At 68.3% G+C, this 13,370-nt stretch carries 18 protein-coding genes; 12 read left to right on the top strand and 6 right to left on the bottom strand.

Annotated features, from left to right (window positions below; all coding sequences use genetic code 11):
• Nucleotides 1-2: 2 nt before the first annotated feature.
• From MKK52_RS06545 to MKK52_RS06530, 4 genes are all read right to left on the bottom strand, one after another.
• Nucleotides 3-545: a c-type cytochrome gene (locus tag MKK52_RS06545; RefSeq protein ID WP_409564626.1), complete on the bottom strand. Its 543-nt coding sequence runs from the start codon at nucleotides 543-545 to the stop codon at nucleotides 3-5.
• Nucleotides 532-1,773, bottom strand: a complete 1,242-nt coding sequence (soxC, locus tag MKK52_RS06540; RefSeq protein WP_243953016.1) for a sulfite dehydrogenase — start codon at nucleotides 1,771-1,773, stop codon at nucleotides 532-534. Before soxC ends, MKK52_RS06545 begins: the two co-directional genes overlap by 14 nt.
• Before the next feature lie 294 nt (nucleotides 1,774-2,067).
• Nucleotides 2,068-2,322 (bottom strand): hypothetical protein, encoded by a 255-nt coding sequence (locus tag MKK52_RS06535; protein WP_243953015.1) that lies wholly within the window; start codon nucleotides 2,320-2,322, stop codon nucleotides 2,068-2,070.
• 123 nt (nucleotides 2,323-2,445) lie between these two features.
• The gene (locus MKK52_RS06530; RefSeq protein WP_243953014.1) at nucleotides 2,446-4,170 is read right to left on the bottom strand and encodes a peroxidase family protein; all 1,725 of its coding nucleotides are present in this window, start codon (nucleotides 4,168-4,170) and stop codon (nucleotides 2,446-2,448) included.
• A 465-nt stretch (nucleotides 4,171-4,635) separates the two neighbouring features.
• On the opposite strand from MKK52_RS06530, the gene MKK52_RS06525 reads away from it, so the two are divergent.
• The 5 genes from MKK52_RS06525 to MKK52_RS06505 all read left to right on the top strand — a co-directional run bounded on the left by MKK52_RS06525 (nucleotide 4,636) and on the right by MKK52_RS06505 (nucleotide 6,622).
• Nucleotides 4,636-4,971, top strand: coding sequence for a hypothetical protein (locus MKK52_RS06525; RefSeq protein WP_243953013.1), 336 nt, complete (start codon nucleotides 4,636-4,638; stop codon nucleotides 4,969-4,971).
• A gap of 32 nt (nucleotides 4,972-5,003) precedes the next feature.
• A complete protein-coding gene (locus tag MKK52_RS06520) occupies nucleotides 5,004-5,240 on the top strand; it encodes a hypothetical protein (RefSeq protein ID WP_243953012.1) in 237 nt (78 codons plus the stop codon).
• A gap of 122 nt (nucleotides 5,241-5,362) precedes the next feature.
• Nucleotides 5,363-5,608 carry a hypothetical protein gene (locus MKK52_RS06515; protein ID WP_243953011.1) on the top strand — a complete coding sequence of 82 codons (246 nt, stop codon included), beginning with the start codon at nucleotides 5,363-5,365 and terminating at the stop codon, nucleotides 5,606-5,608.
• A gap of 47 nt (nucleotides 5,609-5,655) precedes the next feature.
• Nucleotides 5,656-5,856 carry a hypothetical protein gene (locus MKK52_RS06510; RefSeq protein ID WP_243953010.1) on the top strand — a complete coding sequence of 67 codons (201 nt, stop codon included), beginning with the start codon at nucleotides 5,656-5,658 and terminating at the stop codon, nucleotides 5,854-5,856.
• 127 nt (nucleotides 5,857-5,983) lie between these two features.
• Complete coding sequence (locus MKK52_RS06505; RefSeq protein ID WP_243953009.1) at nucleotides 5,984-6,622, top strand: glutathione S-transferase family protein; 639 nt, start codon at nucleotides 5,984-5,986, stop codon at nucleotides 6,620-6,622.
• A gap of 55 nt (nucleotides 6,623-6,677) precedes the next feature.
• Here MKK52_RS06505 and MKK52_RS06500 read toward each other — a convergent pair whose 3' ends face one another.
• Complete coding sequence (locus MKK52_RS06500; protein ID WP_243953008.1) at nucleotides 6,678-7,883, bottom strand: major royal jelly family protein; 1,206 nt, start codon at nucleotides 7,881-7,883, stop codon at nucleotides 6,678-6,680.
• A gap of 129 nt (nucleotides 7,884-8,012) precedes the next feature.
• Between MKK52_RS06500 and MKK52_RS06495 the strand changes: the two genes are divergently transcribed.
• The 7 genes from MKK52_RS06495 (at nucleotide 8,013) to MKK52_RS06465 (ending at nucleotide 12,856) form a co-directional block, all read left to right on the top strand.
• A complete protein-coding gene (locus MKK52_RS06495; RefSeq protein WP_243953007.1) occupies nucleotides 8,013-8,327 on the top strand; it encodes a hypothetical protein in 315 nt (104 codons plus the stop codon).
• Between the two features lie 82 nt (nucleotides 8,328-8,409).
• Entirely contained in the window at nucleotides 8,410-9,036 is a 627-nt protein-coding gene (gene rutR / locus MKK52_RS06490) for an HTH-type transcriptional regulator RutR (protein ID WP_279597673.1), read from the top strand.
• Nucleotides 9,037-9,250: 214 nt separating this feature from the next.
• A complete protein-coding gene (gene rutA, locus MKK52_RS06485) occupies nucleotides 9,251-10,351 on the top strand; it encodes a pyrimidine utilization protein A (protein WP_243953057.1) in 1,101 nt (366 codons plus the stop codon).
• The gene (rutB, locus tag MKK52_RS06480) at nucleotides 10,351-11,073 is read left to right on the top strand and encodes a pyrimidine utilization protein B (RefSeq protein WP_243953005.1); all 723 of its coding nucleotides are present in this window, start codon (nucleotides 10,351-10,353) and stop codon (nucleotides 11,071-11,073) included. Before rutA ends, rutB begins: the two co-directional genes overlap by 1 nt.
• A 34-nt stretch (nucleotides 11,074-11,107) precedes the next feature.
• The gene (gene rutC, locus MKK52_RS06475) at nucleotides 11,108-11,500 is read left to right on the top strand and encodes a pyrimidine utilization protein C (RefSeq protein ID WP_243953004.1); all 393 of its coding nucleotides are present in this window, start codon (nucleotides 11,108-11,110) and stop codon (nucleotides 11,498-11,500) included.
• Between the two features lie 4 nt (nucleotides 11,501-11,504).
• Nucleotides 11,505-12,284, top strand: a complete 780-nt coding sequence (gene rutD / locus MKK52_RS06470) for a pyrimidine utilization protein D (RefSeq protein ID WP_243953056.1) — start codon at nucleotides 11,505-11,507, stop codon at nucleotides 12,282-12,284.
• Between the two features lie 14 nt (nucleotides 12,285-12,298).
• Nucleotides 12,299-12,856: a flavin reductase gene (locus tag MKK52_RS06465; protein WP_243953003.1), complete on the top strand. Its 558-nt coding sequence runs from the start codon at nucleotides 12,299-12,301 to the stop codon at nucleotides 12,854-12,856.
• Between the two features lie 144 nt (nucleotides 12,857-13,000).
• Here MKK52_RS06465 and MKK52_RS06460 read toward each other — a convergent pair.
• On the bottom strand, nucleotides 13,001-13,370 hold a 370-nt coding region (locus MKK52_RS06460; RefSeq protein ID WP_243953002.1), incomplete at its 5' end, for a sugar phosphate nucleotidyltransferase.

The following is a 13,370-nucleotide window of genomic DNA, read 5'->3' as shown; positions in this document are numbered from 1 at the left end:
GGTCAGGGCTTCACATCCGGCCTCGGGTCCGGGACGAAGCCGTCCCGGTTCGGCATGCGGATGGCCGCGAGCGAGCGGGCGTCGAACACCGCGTCCTCCGGCGCGAGCCCGTTCAGGTGGAGGACGTAGCCCGAGACCGCATAGACGTCGTCGTCGCTGAGCGATTGCGGCGCGTTCATCGGCATCGCCCGGCGGATGTAGTCGAACAGGGTCGGCGCGTAGGGCCAGAAGCTGCCGACCGTCTTGACGGGCTTGGCCGAGGCCAGCGTGCCGCGACCGCCGACCAGCCGCTCGCCGAGGCCGCCTTCCCCGGTCGCCCCGTGGCAGGCGGCGCACTGCGCCGCGAAGATCTCGCGGCCATGGGCGACGCGGCCCCGGCCCGGCGGGAGCTTCAGCCCGTCACGGTCGATGTCGATGTTCCAGGCGGCAATCTCGGCCTCCGTCGCCGGTCGGCCGATCCCGAACCGCTCCGCGCCCCCGGCCGCCCCGGCGAAGCCGAGCAGGAGGCCGAAGGCCGCGACGAGCCGGATCTCACGCATAGCCATTGGCGACCTCGCCATCCGCCGCGATGCGCCAGGGCACGACCGCGTTGTTGTGGTAGAAGGACTTGAGGCCCCGCACCGCCGTCAGATCCTCGAAGGTGGGCTGCACGTAGCCGGTCTCGTCGATGGCCCGGCCCGCGATGGTCGTCGGCGCGCCGTCCCCGGTCCAGGGCAGGCGGAAGCGGGTCAGGGCCCGGTTCAGCACCGGCTCCTGCAGGACGGCGTCCTGCCAGGTCTTGCCCCCGTCGGTCGTGACCTGCACCCCCCGGATGCGGCCGCGCCCGGTCCAGGCGATGCCGGTGATCTCGTGGAAGCCCGGGGCGATCCGCTGGGTGCCGGAGGGCCGGGTGATGATCGACTTCGCCTCCATCACGAAGGTGAATTGCCGGGCGGTGCCGTCCGGCATCAGGTCCGTGTACTTGGACGTCTCCTCGCGGGAATAGGCCGGCTCCGCGCTCACGTTGAGGCGGCGCAGCCACTTCACGCTCATGTTGCCCTCGAAGCCGGGCAGGAACACCCGCAGCGGGTAGCCCTGCTGCGGGCGCAACCGCTCGCCGTTCTGGCTGTAGACCAGCAGCGCGTCGTTGAGACATTTCGCGATGGGGATGCTGCGGGTCATGGCGGCGGAATCCGCGCCCTCCGCCACCACCCATTGCGCCTCCGGCTTCAACCCGGCCTCCCGCAGGACCGTCGCGAGGCGCACGCCCGTCCACTCGGCGCAGCTCACGAGCCCGACGAGGTCCGAGGCCGTCTTGCCCTTGATCGCCTCGAAACCTGGATTGCCCGAGCATTCGAGGAAGTGGATGTGCGATTCCGAGGGGAAGCGGCGGATGTCCTCCATGGTGAGGACCAGGGGCCGCTCGACCAGTCCGTGGATCAGCAGCCGGTGCCGGGCGGGGTCGATCTCCGGGATGCCGCCGTGGTGACGTTCGTAGAACAGGCCGTTCGGCGTGAGGATGCCGTCGAGGTCCTGCAGCGGCGAGCGGCTCGAGGCCGAGGTGTATTGCTTCAACCCCTTGGGCACGTTGCGGATGAGCCCCGCCTCGAAGCGCGAGGGCGTGCCGTAGGTCTGGCTGCCGACATCGGCGCCGGGGGCCTTCATCCCATCGGGGATGCCAGGTGGCGTCGCCTCCTCCGCGCGGGCGGAACCGGCCACCGCGCCCACGGCCGCCGCCGCGCCCTGCACGAGGAAGCGGCGCCGGGCGGGGATCGTCGTATCGCTGTCGCTCATGGGAGACGCCTCAAGCCGAGCCGACCCGGTATTGCCGGGGCGGTCCCTCGCCGGTTCATCCGTCTGCGACATGGCCTCGACCTTCCGATTCACGACATCGCCCCGGGGGCGGTCGTCCGAAGGAATCGGCGAGGCGTTTCCCGATCTCAAGCCGGATTCTCCCTCGACTCTCGTCTTTGGGACCGATGTATTGCATAGAAACGGGCAAGTGGAATTTCGTTTTTCCCTCGTCGGCTTACACCGACAATCCCTTCTCGGCCCCGGAATGGCAGCGTCTGTCCGCGACCCCATGCGTCAGAGCCGGGCGGATTTCACGCCTTCCGCCGTGCGGACCACGGCTTCGCCCGATCCCGGGGGCGTGAAGTAGGCCGCTCCGAGCGTCGCCATGGCGGTGACGAGGGTGGTGATCGCCGCGCTGACCGCACTGGGCAGCGCCCCCGCAGGGTCTATGGCATAGAGCAGCAGGATCGCGATGGCGGCTCCCACGGCCGAGCCGCCGGTTGCCGCGACGGCCTTGTTGGTGGGCGCCGCCGAAGGGAGCGGCGGCATCGTTTGCGGATCATCGGCGGGCATGTGATGGCGATCCCTCGTTGACGATCACCGCATCCTGCGGACCCTGCGGCTCGGCCGTCGCGACGGTGGGCCGCCGTCGCGGCCCACCGCTCCCGTCAATCACTCGAACGACATCGCCCCGTCCGTCGTCCATGCGGCAAGGCCGAACATGGTGGAGAGCGGCGCCCCGGGATCGAACCCGCTCCTCGCCTTTTCGGCCGCGGGCGTCCACGCGCGGTCCTGGTACAGGAAGGACGTGTGATCGTTGAAGGCGATGCCGACCAGGACTTCGGCGACGATCCGTCCACCGACAGGGCCGAGGTGATGGCCCGCGCTCTTGTCCGTCACATGCGCTGACCGCCCCTTCAGCTCCGATTCCTTGAGGATGTAGAACCAGAGCGGCGCCCGGAAGGCGAAGGGATTGGGGGTCGGCGCGGTGGCGCTGAAGTCGTGGCCCCGCTTCGGGTCCTTCGTGTCGTCCCAGAGCTCCGCCTCCGACAGGACTGGCACGCGGAGCGCCCGCGCCACGTTCTGCCCCGAAGGCAGGGAGAAGGCGCTCCCGCGCAGCAGGTTGCGGTAGGCGAGCGAGGGAATGCCGTCCGGGTGGTTGCCGCTCCGCGCGACGTCGGGGGGCAGCATGGCCAGGGGATCGACGATCTGCGAATCGATCCGGTAGCCGGGTTGCGTCCGATGCGCGTCGTCCTGCGGGGCGACGCCGAGGACGTCCTTGTCGGGCCCCGATGGCGTGACCATCGTCGGCATGGCCCCGGCGGCGAAGAACAGGCGCCAGTCGATCTCCCAGTGGGACGGCAGGGGGCCGAAGCCGTTCAGGCTCACGTTCGGCAGCACCTTGTCCGAGAAGATCGGGATCCGGTGGAACCGGTCGTCACTCGCGAACGGTGTCACGGCATCGCCCCCGACGATGGCCTCCCCGCGCCGCAGCGCGTAGCTCGGCCGCACCATGGAATGCCCGAAGCGGAAGGCCGCGACGGAGAACTCGACGGGCATGTAGGCCTGCCCGTCCTTGGGCTTGTAGAACTCGATCGCCGGGTGGGGCTTGGTCCCGCCGCCCAGATAGACGTGCCGCCACGCCTCTTCGCCGACGATGCGCGGCAGGTAATCGTTGAGCACCAGGTACTGGTAATGCCAGCGGACGATCCGCTGCGCCTCGGCGAACAGCCTAGGCCGATCCGCCTTGAGGTCGGGGCGCGCTTTTTCGAGGGTGTCCACGACCTTGTTGTGAAAGTTCAGGAAGAGCGCCTGGATCTGGCAGACGATGCCGTTCTCGTCGTTGCGGGGGTCGCCGAGCAGCGCGCGGCCCTCGACGTTGCGGGGCAACTCGCCCCGGCGCACCGCCGACGGGTTGCCCGCCTGGCGGCCGAGCAGGAAGCGGATGCCGCCGCCGTCGGACTGACGATCCTGGTAGAGGTAGGGCTGGTCGTCGGGCCCCCGCCCATAGAGGGAATCGAGGTCGAACCGCGGGGTCCGGAAATCCTCCGTCGCGTCCGGGTCGTTCAGCTTCTGCAAGGAGCTGTTGGGATCGAAGGTCAGGTCATGGTCGATGAACTGGCCGAAATAAGTATAGCCGGCAGGAATGAGCGGATTTTCATCGCCGGGCTCCGGTTCGCCGTAGGGCGTGTCCAGACGCGTATTCGGGCTGGGCGGATCGCGGGTGAAAGGCACCGTGCCGAATACGACATCCGGGCCCTCCTTGACGGGTGCCGTCGGGTCCCGTCCCTCCTCACCGCTCTTGCGCAGATGAGCGGTTTCCTTCTGGATCATGATCGTAGCGAGGTTGGCCAGATCGGCCTTCTCGTAGTTCTCGGCAGGCAACCACCGGAACATGCGCCCGAATCGTGCGCCCTCCTGGGGAGACTTATTGACATACGTTGTGCCGCGAACGATCCCGTGCGCCCTGGTCATGCCAAGCCTCCGTATCATTATTTTATGTTTAACAAAACGGCCGCGATCGCTTGAAGCGAATCGGTCTAAAGTCATACGCAGCGCCAAATCATCTGGCGCATAATTGAATTACATTGTCCATGAGTCTTGAAATAATATAAAGAGATGGCCGTGATATGAATTGATATCTCGAATTCGTATCAAGCTTCGCAAAATCGATTGGCGCAAATCCGGCCTTTTGATTCATCGCGCCGCGCATCGCGCGGCCCAACACGAATCGCCCCGAACACGACCTCACGGAAGCTTGAAGGATTTTCGGCTAGACTTGTCGGACCATAAGCGTCCGATAATAGCCTTTCATTAGCCTGGCGGCCGAATGATGGGCGCAGGTCTTCAGACGGCTTCGCCATGCCCCCGTTTCGTGCCCCTCCCGATATCGCGAACAGGAACCGCCAGCCGACCACGTGGGGCGGCACGTCGCGTTCGGATCGCGAAGGGTTCCTATCCAGCCACGACCTGGCTGTCCGGCAGGGCGCTCCGGGCGGCTCCGGCCGACGGGAGGCGCTGCTCACCGGGCTCATCGCCGTCCTGATCTTCTCGGCCGTGGTGATCGGCTGCGCGGTGGTCTGGCCGTCGTATCTCTCCTGCCGCCACGTGCAGCAGACGACCGGCCTCGTCGGTGGCCAGACGCTGACGACCTGCACGGCCCAACGCGCGCTGTGGCGCATCGGCCTCTCGATCTAGCCACGGGTTTCCCTGCGCCGACGACGAGCCGCATGTCCAGCCTCCCTCTGATCCCCCTCGCCGAGGCGGCCGTCTTCACCCTCGGGTGCGCGGTCATCCAGGCCCTGCGAAGCCATGCCGTGCGGCTGACGCAGGTCCTGGTCGTGATGGTCATCGTCGCCGTACTGGCGATCGCGTTCGCGATGACACCGGACGACGAGTTGAACGCGGCGGCGACCGCGACGGCGGTTGGCGATACCGGCATGCCGCCGACATTCGAGCTTCAGTAAGCCCGCAGGCAGCAGAACCGGCTCGGCCGATGAGGTTCGTCAAGATCGGGTCGCGTTGCCGACGCCGATCATCGCTAATCGGTGCCGGTGAGCGTATGCTCATCGCCACAGGGGGATCGGCGATGTCCATGACCAATCGGCGAGAACTGTATCGAAGCCCCAACGGCGACAGTTGGTTTCTCGGGCGCGAACCGGAAAGCGGCCATGCCTTCGTGATCCATCAACCGAACGGGCCCTCCGGCGGACGTCTCTCGCACATCGCGTTGGGAGACTTCCTCCGGGGCAGCGCGCACGGCCCCGAGCACCAAGCCCTGCTCCGCCTCATTGGATCGCTCGTCGAGGTCCCCCCCTATGCCGAGCGGACGTAGCCGACGGCCGATTCTCGGCCGGCGGCGCGTCGATGAGGAGAGAACGTGTGACCAGTCAGACTGCGATAGACGCCCTGGCCCTCGAAAATCGGCGTTTCACCGAGATCATGCGGAGCTTCGACGGCGGGATCTGGTGGTCGTCCGATGCCACGGCGCAGATCGATGTCGACGCCATTTGCGCCCAGGCGGCGCATATCAAGATCGCCTTGGACGAGATCACCCGGCTGGCGAAGAACATCGCGGGGTGATCGCCGTGGCGGCCGAGGGGCGGCCTCTCCGCGGGGCGAGGGCTACCGGGATCTCCATGGCGTCTTCGACCATTGACCCGCACCCGCGCAGAGACCGCGCGCCGCCCTCGAAGACAATGGACAAGCGATGAAGTTCTACTGGGGACCGCACACCTGCGCGATCGGCATCCACATCCTGCTGGAGGAGATCGGCAAGCCCTATGAGAGCGTGAAGATGGATGTCGCCGGCGGCGAGGCCGGGCGCGAGCCGTTCAAGGCGATCAACCCGAAGGGTAAGGTGCCCACCCTCGTGCGCGAGGACGGGACCGTCATGACCGAGTACGGCGCCATCGCCACGTGGCTCGCCCGCACCAACCCGGACAAAGGGCTGATCCCCGCCGACCCGGACGCGGAGCGTCGGGGCCTGGAGGTGATGGACTACGCCATCGGGACGCTGCACCTGCAGGGGTTCGGACGGCTGTTCAAGACGGCGAACTACGAGCCGCAGGACATGCTGCACCAGACGCTCAAGCTCGGGCAGGCCTCGGTGAAGGACCAGGGTCGCGCGATCATCGACGAGGCGCTGGTCCTCCTCGACCGGCAGATGGCGTCCCGCCCCTACGTCGCGGGCGATGCGTTCTCGATCGGTGACAGCGCGCTGTTCTACGCGACCCGCTGGGCGCCGCAGGAGGGCATCGCCCTCCCGGCCAACCTCGCCGGGCATTACGAGCGCATGATCGCGCGACCGGCTGTGGCGCGGGTGCGCCGGATCTGGGGCGAAGAGTAAGACGGCACCAAACCGGGCGACGCGACCCTCGCAGGCCGCGCCGCCCCTCCCCTGATCAGCGGGCGGTGCCGGTGTCCGTGGAGCCCGTGGCCTCGGCGGGGCCGGGCTTGATCGACCACAATTCGGTCGGCAGGCTGATCGGCGCGCCGGGCTTGTAATCCGCCGAATCCTGGATGTGCGACGTGGTGAAGTAGATCGTGCCGTCCGGCCCCTCGGAGAAGGTATCCGGCCAGCGCAGACGCTCGTCCTGGACGAGGGTCGTGAGGGGCGCATTCGCCTTCGAGAGGTCGCGCACCTTCACCGCGTTGTCCTGCGGCGAGGTCACGTACATCCGCCCGTCCTTGCGCGAGATGAGCAGGCCGTCGGCCACGCCGTTCTCGCCCACGGTGGCGATCTTGCCCGTCAGGGTCTTGTCGCTGAGCATCTCCGGCACGAAGGAGGCGGTGGCCCAGCCGGTCAGCGCGTCGGTCGGCAGGCTGTAGAGCGTCTTGCCCTTGATCGCCTGCCAATAGAGCGTCTTGCCATCCGGCGAGAGGGCGATGCCGTCTGCCGAGAATTCCACGCCGCGCCCATCGGGGCGGCGGAGCGGCTTGCCGTCATACTGCACGGTGACGCTCTTGTCGGGCATGGTCGAGGGATGCCCCGACAGGAGCCGCTTGGCCGTGCCGCTGTCGAGATCGACCACGATCAGCGCGCCCTCCGCACCGGAATCGGTGAGGTAGGCGGTCTTGCCGTCCGGCGAGATCCGCACGTCGTTGATGTAGGAGGCCTGCATCACCGTGCTGGTGTCGAAGGGAATGGTCTTGATGACCTTATTGGTCTTCAGGTCGATGCCGACGAGCTTCGGGCCGTCCTTCACCACATGCGCCATCGCGGGGGCGGCGGCATCGACCACCCAGAGCCGGTCCTGCCCGTCGGCGACGACGCTCTGCACGCAGACGAAATGCGTCTTCGGATCGACCTCGTCCTTCTTCGCGTTGCGCCAGCCGTTCCACTCCTCGTCCGGGTAGGCGACCGGCTTGCCGTCCTTCAGCTCCGCGACGGACACGGGGGCGTCCTCGCTCCAGCGGGGGAAGTTCACGAACATGCGCCCGTCCCGGCTCACGGTGATGCCGGTGACCTGATGCGCGAAGCTCGCGACCTGCGTGAGCTTGCCCTGGCCGGCGGCCGGGTCTTGGGCCAGGGCGGGGCTCGCGAGGATCCCGACACCGGACATCATCGACAGGGCCAGCCCAATCCGGGCCGTCACGGGACGAGTCATGCTGTACGCTCCTTAAGGATATGCACGCCAACGCCGGCCGGGCGGGACGGCTCCCGCCTGCGACGCGGCAACCGCGACCAAAGCGGGCTTCGCGCGTTACCCGCAGCACACGCCCGAAAGGGGATCCCGATGCTGATCCGCGCTGCCCTCGTCTTCGTCGCCCTCACCTCGGGCGCGCACGCCGCCGCCTTCGATGACCTGAAGGGCTATCTCGCCTCCTGCCTGCGCTTCGAGATGAACGGCGCTAGCGTGCCGCGCGGCGTCGCCGCCTCGACCCGCGTCCGCTACGCCCTCGACCGCTGCTCGGACGAGGTCGCCCGCCTCGACCGGGCGGACGGGCGCCGCCTGCGCGGCGACGGCGGCATCAGCCCCTCGACCAAGGAGGTGATCGGCGCCGTCGTGAGCCGCAGCGGCGGCAACGGCTTCGCCAACGTCCGCTATTGAGCGCTTCCCAGCCGCGTGCCGCTCCGCGATAGGATTGGCGCGGCGCGCGGGGCAGAGGAGTGCGGGTGTGACGGGACGCAGCATGCCGGTGCCGGCGCGACGGCGGCGGCGGGATGGCGAGGCACGCCGCGAATCCGTGCTGGATGCGGCCCTCGACATCTTCTCCACCACGGGCCTGCACGGCGCCAGCCTCGACCAGATCGCCGAGCGCGCCGGCCTCTCGAAGACCAACCTGCTCTATTACTTTCCCTCGAAGGAGGAGCTGTACCTCGCCGTCCTGCGGCGCGTGCTCGACGTGTGGCTCGATCCGCTGGTCTCGCTCCAGGCCGACAGCGAGCCCGCCCAGGCGCTGCGCGACTACATCCGCCGCAAGGTCATGCTCTCCCGCGATGCGCCGCAGGCCTCGCGCCTGTTCTGCCTGGAGATCGTGCAGGGCGCGCGCCTGCTACGGGCGGAGCTCGAAGGGCCGCTGCGCGCCCTCCTGGACGACAAGGCCGCGATCCTGCGCGCCTGGACCGAGGCCGGGCGGATCGCCCCGCACGACCCCCACCATCTGATCTTCTCGATCTGGGCGATCACCCAGCACTACGCCGACTTCGCGACGCAGATCGAGGCGATCACCGGCCACACCCTCGATGACCCGGATTTCTTCGAGGCCACGGTGGCGAGCACGCAGGCGCTGATCCTCGGGCGGCTCGGCCTCACCTGATTCGCCCGCCCCGGAGGGTCTGCGCGCCCGCGCCTTGCGCAAACGCCGCCTTGCCCGCGGTCAATCGGCGGAGAGTTTGTGCAAACGGTCAAAATTGGCCGTTCGAAGTTTGACCGTTTGGTCCGATCATCTCATCGTCCTCTCGCACAGGCCAGTATTCCGGCCCGGCCCATCCTGAATGCGACAGGTGAGGGAGATTGCGATGGCGAATCCCATGAATGTCGGTGTCTTCATCCCGATCGGGAATAACGGCTGGCTCCTGTCGGAAAACGCGCCGCAATACAAACCGAGCTTCGATCTCAATAAAGAGATCACCCTCAAGGCCGAGGGCTACGGGCTCGACTTCGCACTCTCGATGATCAAGCTGCGCGGCTTCGGCGGCAAGACCGAGTTCTGGGACCACAACCTCGAATCCTTCACGCTGATGGCGGGCCTCGCCGCCGTCACGAGCCGGATCAAGCTCTACGCCACCGCGCCGACCCTGTGCCTGCCCCCCGCCATCACCGCGCGGATGGCCGCCACCATCGATTCGATCTCGCACGGGCGGTTCGGCATCAACCTCGTCACCGGCTGGCAGCGGCCGGAATATTCGCAGATGGGCCTGTGGCCGGGGGACGAGTATTTCGCCCGCCGCTACGATTACCTCTCCGAATACGCGCAGGTGCTACGCGACCTGTGGGGAACCGGGCAGAGCGACCTGAAGGGCGACTTCTTCCAAATGGACGATTGCCGCCTGAGCCCCCGGCCGCAGGCGGACATGAAGATCATCTGCGCCGGCCAGAGCGCGGCGGGGATGGCGTTCACTGCCACCTACGCGGACTACAATTTCTGCTTCGGCAAGGGCGTAAACACGCCGACCGCCTTCGCGCCGACCGTCGCCCGGCTGGAGGAGGCCAAGGCCAGGACCGGCCGGGACGTGTCCTCCTACGTCCTGTTCATGGTGATCGCCGACGAGACCGACGCGGCGGCGCAGGCCAAGTGGGAGCATTACAAGGCGGGCGCGGACAAGGAGGCCATCGCGTGGCTCGGCGTCCAGGGCGCGGCCGACACCAAATCCGGCAGCGACACCAATGTCCGCCAGATGGTCGATCCGACCTCGGCCGTGAACATCAACATGGGCACGCTGGTCGGCTCGTTCGCGACGGTCGCGCGCCTGCTCGACGAGGTGATGACCGTGCCGGGCACGGGCGGCGTGCTGCTCGTCTTCGACGACTTCCTCAAGGGGCTCGACGATTTCGGCACCCGCATCCAGCCCCTGATGGAGACCCGGCGGCACATCACGGCCGAGGCTGCGCCCCTGGCGGAGGTCGCCTGATGGACGCGCCTGCGGGCTACCGGGATCCGGCGGGGCGGTTCGGGGCGGTGACGCTGCCGGCGCGGCCCGAGCCCATCGCCTTCGCTCCCGCCGCCACGGCGCTAATCGTGGTCGACATGCAGAACGCCTACGCGACGAAGGGCGGCTATCTCGACCGCGCCGGCTTCGACGTGTCGGGCACCGGGCCAGTCATCGCGCAGATCGCGCGGTCGGTCGCGGCGGCGCGAGCGGCCGGGATCGCGGTGATCTGGTTCCAGAACGGCTGGGACCGCGACTATGTCGAGGCCGGCGGGCCGGGCTCACCGAACTGGCACAAGTCGAACGCCCTCAAGCACATGCGGGCGCGACCGGAGATGAACGAGCAGCTGCTCGCCCGGGGCACCTGGGACTACGCCCTCGTGGACGAGCTGAGGCCGGCGCCGGGCGAGATCGTGCTGGGCAAGCCGCGCTACAGCGGCTTCTTCAACACGCCGCTCGACAGCATGCTGCGCGCCCGCAGCATCCGCACCCTGGTGTTCACGGGCATCGCGACGAACGTCTGCGTGGAATCGACCCTGCGGGACGGCTTCTTCCTCGAATATTTCGGCATCGTCCTGGCCGACGCGACGCATCAGGCCGGGCCGCCGGCCCTGCAGGAGGGCGCGCTCGCCAACATCGCGACCTTCTTCGGCTGGGTCTCCGACGTCGCCGCCTTCGAGGCCGCCCTGAAGACCGCCGCATAAGCCTCCCCCACCGTCGAGAAAGGGACCCGAGACCATGCCGAAGACCGTGATCATTCCCCCCGGCACGGGCAAGCCGCTGGCGCCCTACGTGCCCGGTACCCTGGCGGACGGGATCCTCTACGTTTCGGGCACCCTCCCCTTCGACACGGACAACAACGTCGTCCATGTCGGCGATGCGGGGGCGCAGGCCCGGCATGTGCTGGAGACGATCAAGGGCGTCGTCGAGGCCGCCGGCGGCACGATGGACGACGTCACCTTCAACCATATCTTCGTGCGGGATTGGGCCGATTACGGCGCGATCAACACTGTCTACGCGGAGTATTTCCCCGGCGACAAGCCCGCCCGCTACTGCATCCAGTGCGGCCTCGTGAAACCCGATGCGCTGGTGGAGATCGCCACGATCGCGCATGTCGGCAAGGCGGGGTGAGCCGATGGGCCCCGTCCACCACGCGGTCTCGGGGCTCGCCACCGGGCGCCCCGTCCTGCTCTCGCCGGGCCTCGGCGGCTCGGCCGCCTACTTCGCGCCGCAGATGGAGGCGCTGGGCGCCGCTCTGCGGGTCGTCACCTACGATCACCGGGGCACCGGCCGCTCGGCCGGTCCCCTGGAGCCTGGCCACGACATCCCGGCCATGGCCCGCGACGCGCTCGGCGTGCTCGACGCCCTCGGCATCGAGACAGCCGACATAATCGGCCATGCGCTCGGCGGCCTCATCGCCCTGCAACTCGCCCTGGACCACCCGGAGCGGGTCGGCCGCATCGTGGTCATGAACGGCTGGGCGGCGATGGAGCCCGCGACCCGCCGCTGCTTCGCGGCCCGCAAGGCGCTCCTGACCCGCGCCGGGGTCGAGCCCTTCGTGGCCGCGCAAGCCATCTTCCTCTACCCCTCGGCCTGGATCAGCGCGAACGGCGAACGCCTCGCGGCGGACGAGGCGCACGCGCTGGCCCATTTCCCCGGTGCCGAAACGGTGCTCACCCGGATCGCCGCCCTGGAGGCCTGCGATTTCGGCGACCGGCTCGGCACCCTCCCCCACGACGTCCTGGTCATGGCCGCCCGGGACGACGTGCTCGTCCCCTACACTGCCTCGGAACGCCTCGCCGCGATCCTGCCGAACGCCCGCCTCGACCTCGCGCCGGAGGGCGGCCACGCCCACAGCGTCACCTGCGCGGAGTCCGTGAACTGCGTGCTCCTCGATTTCCTCGTCCGGCCCTGAGGAGGAACCCCGCCATGGCCTTCGACGATCGCCGCATATCCGTGGATGGCGCCGCCTATCGCGAGGCGATGGCGCGGCTCGCCGGGGCCGTCCACCTCGTCACGACGGACGGCCCGGGCGGCCGGGCGGGCTTCACCGCCACTGCCGTGTGCAGCGTGAGCGACGCCCCGCCGACCCTGCTCGTGTGCATCAACCGGGACTCGTCGGCCTATCCTGCCTTCAACCGCAACGGGCGGCTCTGCGTGAACCTCCTCGCCGCCGGGCACGAAGCCCTGGCGGAGGCCTTCGGGCGGCGGCCGCTCGCCGAGCGTTTCTCGGAAGGAGACTGGCACGAGGGACGGGGCGGCGGCCCGGTGCTGGATGAGGCGCTCGCGGCCTTCGAATGCCGGATCGTCCGCCGCGTGCCCGCCGGCACGCACGACGTGCTGTTCGGCGAGGTCGAAGCCCTGTCGGGCGGGGGCGGCGACGCCCTAGTCTACGGCTTCCGCCGCTACCACGGGGTGGCGCGGGACGTAGCCCCGCCCTCCCCGTCCCTGTGCGACCGTGCCCCCAGGGTGCTGGGACTTCGATAGCTCGGCTTATATCAGCCTACGACCACCTCCGCCCCTGACCTCAAACGGTCGGCAATCTCTGAAATATTATCCAACGAGCGTTCACACGCTTCACGTGAGCTGAATGCCGCTTGAGTTCGCTCAGAGGATGAGGGGCATCTCATCTCACGCCTGCGGCTCGTCGGCGAGCCGCAGCAGGTTCCGGCCGTAGGCAGTCTTGGAGAACAGCTTGCCGCGGGCGATCAGCTGCTCGCGGTCGATGAAGCCCTGCACGTAGGCGATCTCCTCCAGGCACGCGACCTGAAGCCCTTGCCGGTGCTGGATCGTGCGAACGAATTCCGACGCTTCGAGCAGGCTGTCGTGGGTCCCCGTGTCGAGCCACGCATAGCCCCGACTCATCTTCTCCACGTAGAGCTGGCCGCGCTCGAGATAGGCCTCGTTCACGCTGGTGATCTCGAGTTCGCCGCGCGCCGAGGGCGTCACGGCGGCGGCGATGTCCAGCACCTGATTGTCGTAGAAGTACAGGCCCGTCACC

The organism is Methylobacterium sp. J-067, from assembly GCF_022829465.1.
In the GTDB taxonomy this organism is placed as follows: domain Bacteria; phylum Pseudomonadota; class Alphaproteobacteria; order Rhizobiales; family Beijerinckiaceae; genus Methylobacterium; species Methylobacterium litchii.
The sequence above is the reverse complement of the archived record's forward strand: the minus strand, read 5'-3'. Positions and strand labels throughout refer to the sequence as shown.

Bases quoted from the DNA above. Each gene is read 5' to 3' on its own strand.
- MKK52_RS06545 (WP_409564626.1), bottom strand. From the start codon at position 545: ATGGCTATGCGTGAGATCCGGCTCGTCGCGGCCTTCGGCCTCCTGCTC.
- soxC (WP_243953016.1), bottom strand. From the start codon at position 1,773: ATGAGCGACAGCGATACGACGATCCCCGCCCGGCGCCGCTTCCTCGTG.
- MKK52_RS06535 (WP_243953015.1), bottom strand. From the start codon at position 2,322: ATGCCGCCGCTCCCTTCGGCGGCGCCCACCAACAAGGCCGTCGCGGCA.
- MKK52_RS06530 (WP_243953014.1), bottom strand. From the start codon at position 4,170: ATGTTCCGGTGGTTGCCTGCCGAGAACTACGAGAAGGCCGATCTGGCC.
- MKK52_RS06525 (WP_243953013.1), top strand. From the start codon at position 4,636: ATGCCCCCGTTTCGTGCCCCTCCCGATATCGCGAACAGGAACCGCCAG.
- MKK52_RS06520 (WP_243953012.1), top strand. From the start codon at position 5,004: ATGTCCAGCCTCCCTCTGATCCCCCTCGCCGAGGCGGCCGTCTTCACC.
- MKK52_RS06515 (WP_243953011.1), top strand. From the start codon at position 5,363: ATGTCCATGACCAATCGGCGAGAACTGTATCGAAGCCCCAACGGCGAC.
- MKK52_RS06505 (WP_243953009.1), top strand. From the start codon at position 5,984: ATGAAGTTCTACTGGGGACCGCACACCTGCGCGATCGGCATCCACATC.
- MKK52_RS06500 (WP_243953008.1), bottom strand. From the start codon at position 7,883: ATGACTCGTCCCGTGACGGCCCGGATTGGGCTGGCCCTGTCGATGATG.
- MKK52_RS06495 (WP_243953007.1), top strand. From the start codon at position 8,013: ATGCTGATCCGCGCTGCCCTCGTCTTCGTCGCCCTCACCTCGGGCGCG.
- rutR (WP_279597673.1), top strand. From the start codon at position 8,410: ATGCCGGTGCCGGCGCGACGGCGGCGGCGGGATGGCGAGGCACGCCGC.
- rutA (WP_243953057.1), top strand. From the start codon at position 9,251: ATGAATGTCGGTGTCTTCATCCCGATCGGGAATAACGGCTGGCTCCTG.
- rutB (WP_243953005.1), top strand. From the start codon at position 10,351: ATGGACGCGCCTGCGGGCTACCGGGATCCGGCGGGGCGGTTCGGGGCG.
- rutC (WP_243953004.1), top strand. From the start codon at position 11,108: ATGCCGAAGACCGTGATCATTCCCCCCGGCACGGGCAAGCCGCTGGCG.
- rutD (WP_243953056.1), top strand. From the start codon at position 11,505: ATGGGCCCCGTCCACCACGCGGTCTCGGGGCTCGCCACCGGGCGCCCC.
- MKK52_RS06465 (WP_243953003.1), top strand. From the start codon at position 12,299: ATGGCCTTCGACGATCGCCGCATATCCGTGGATGGCGCCGCCTATCGC.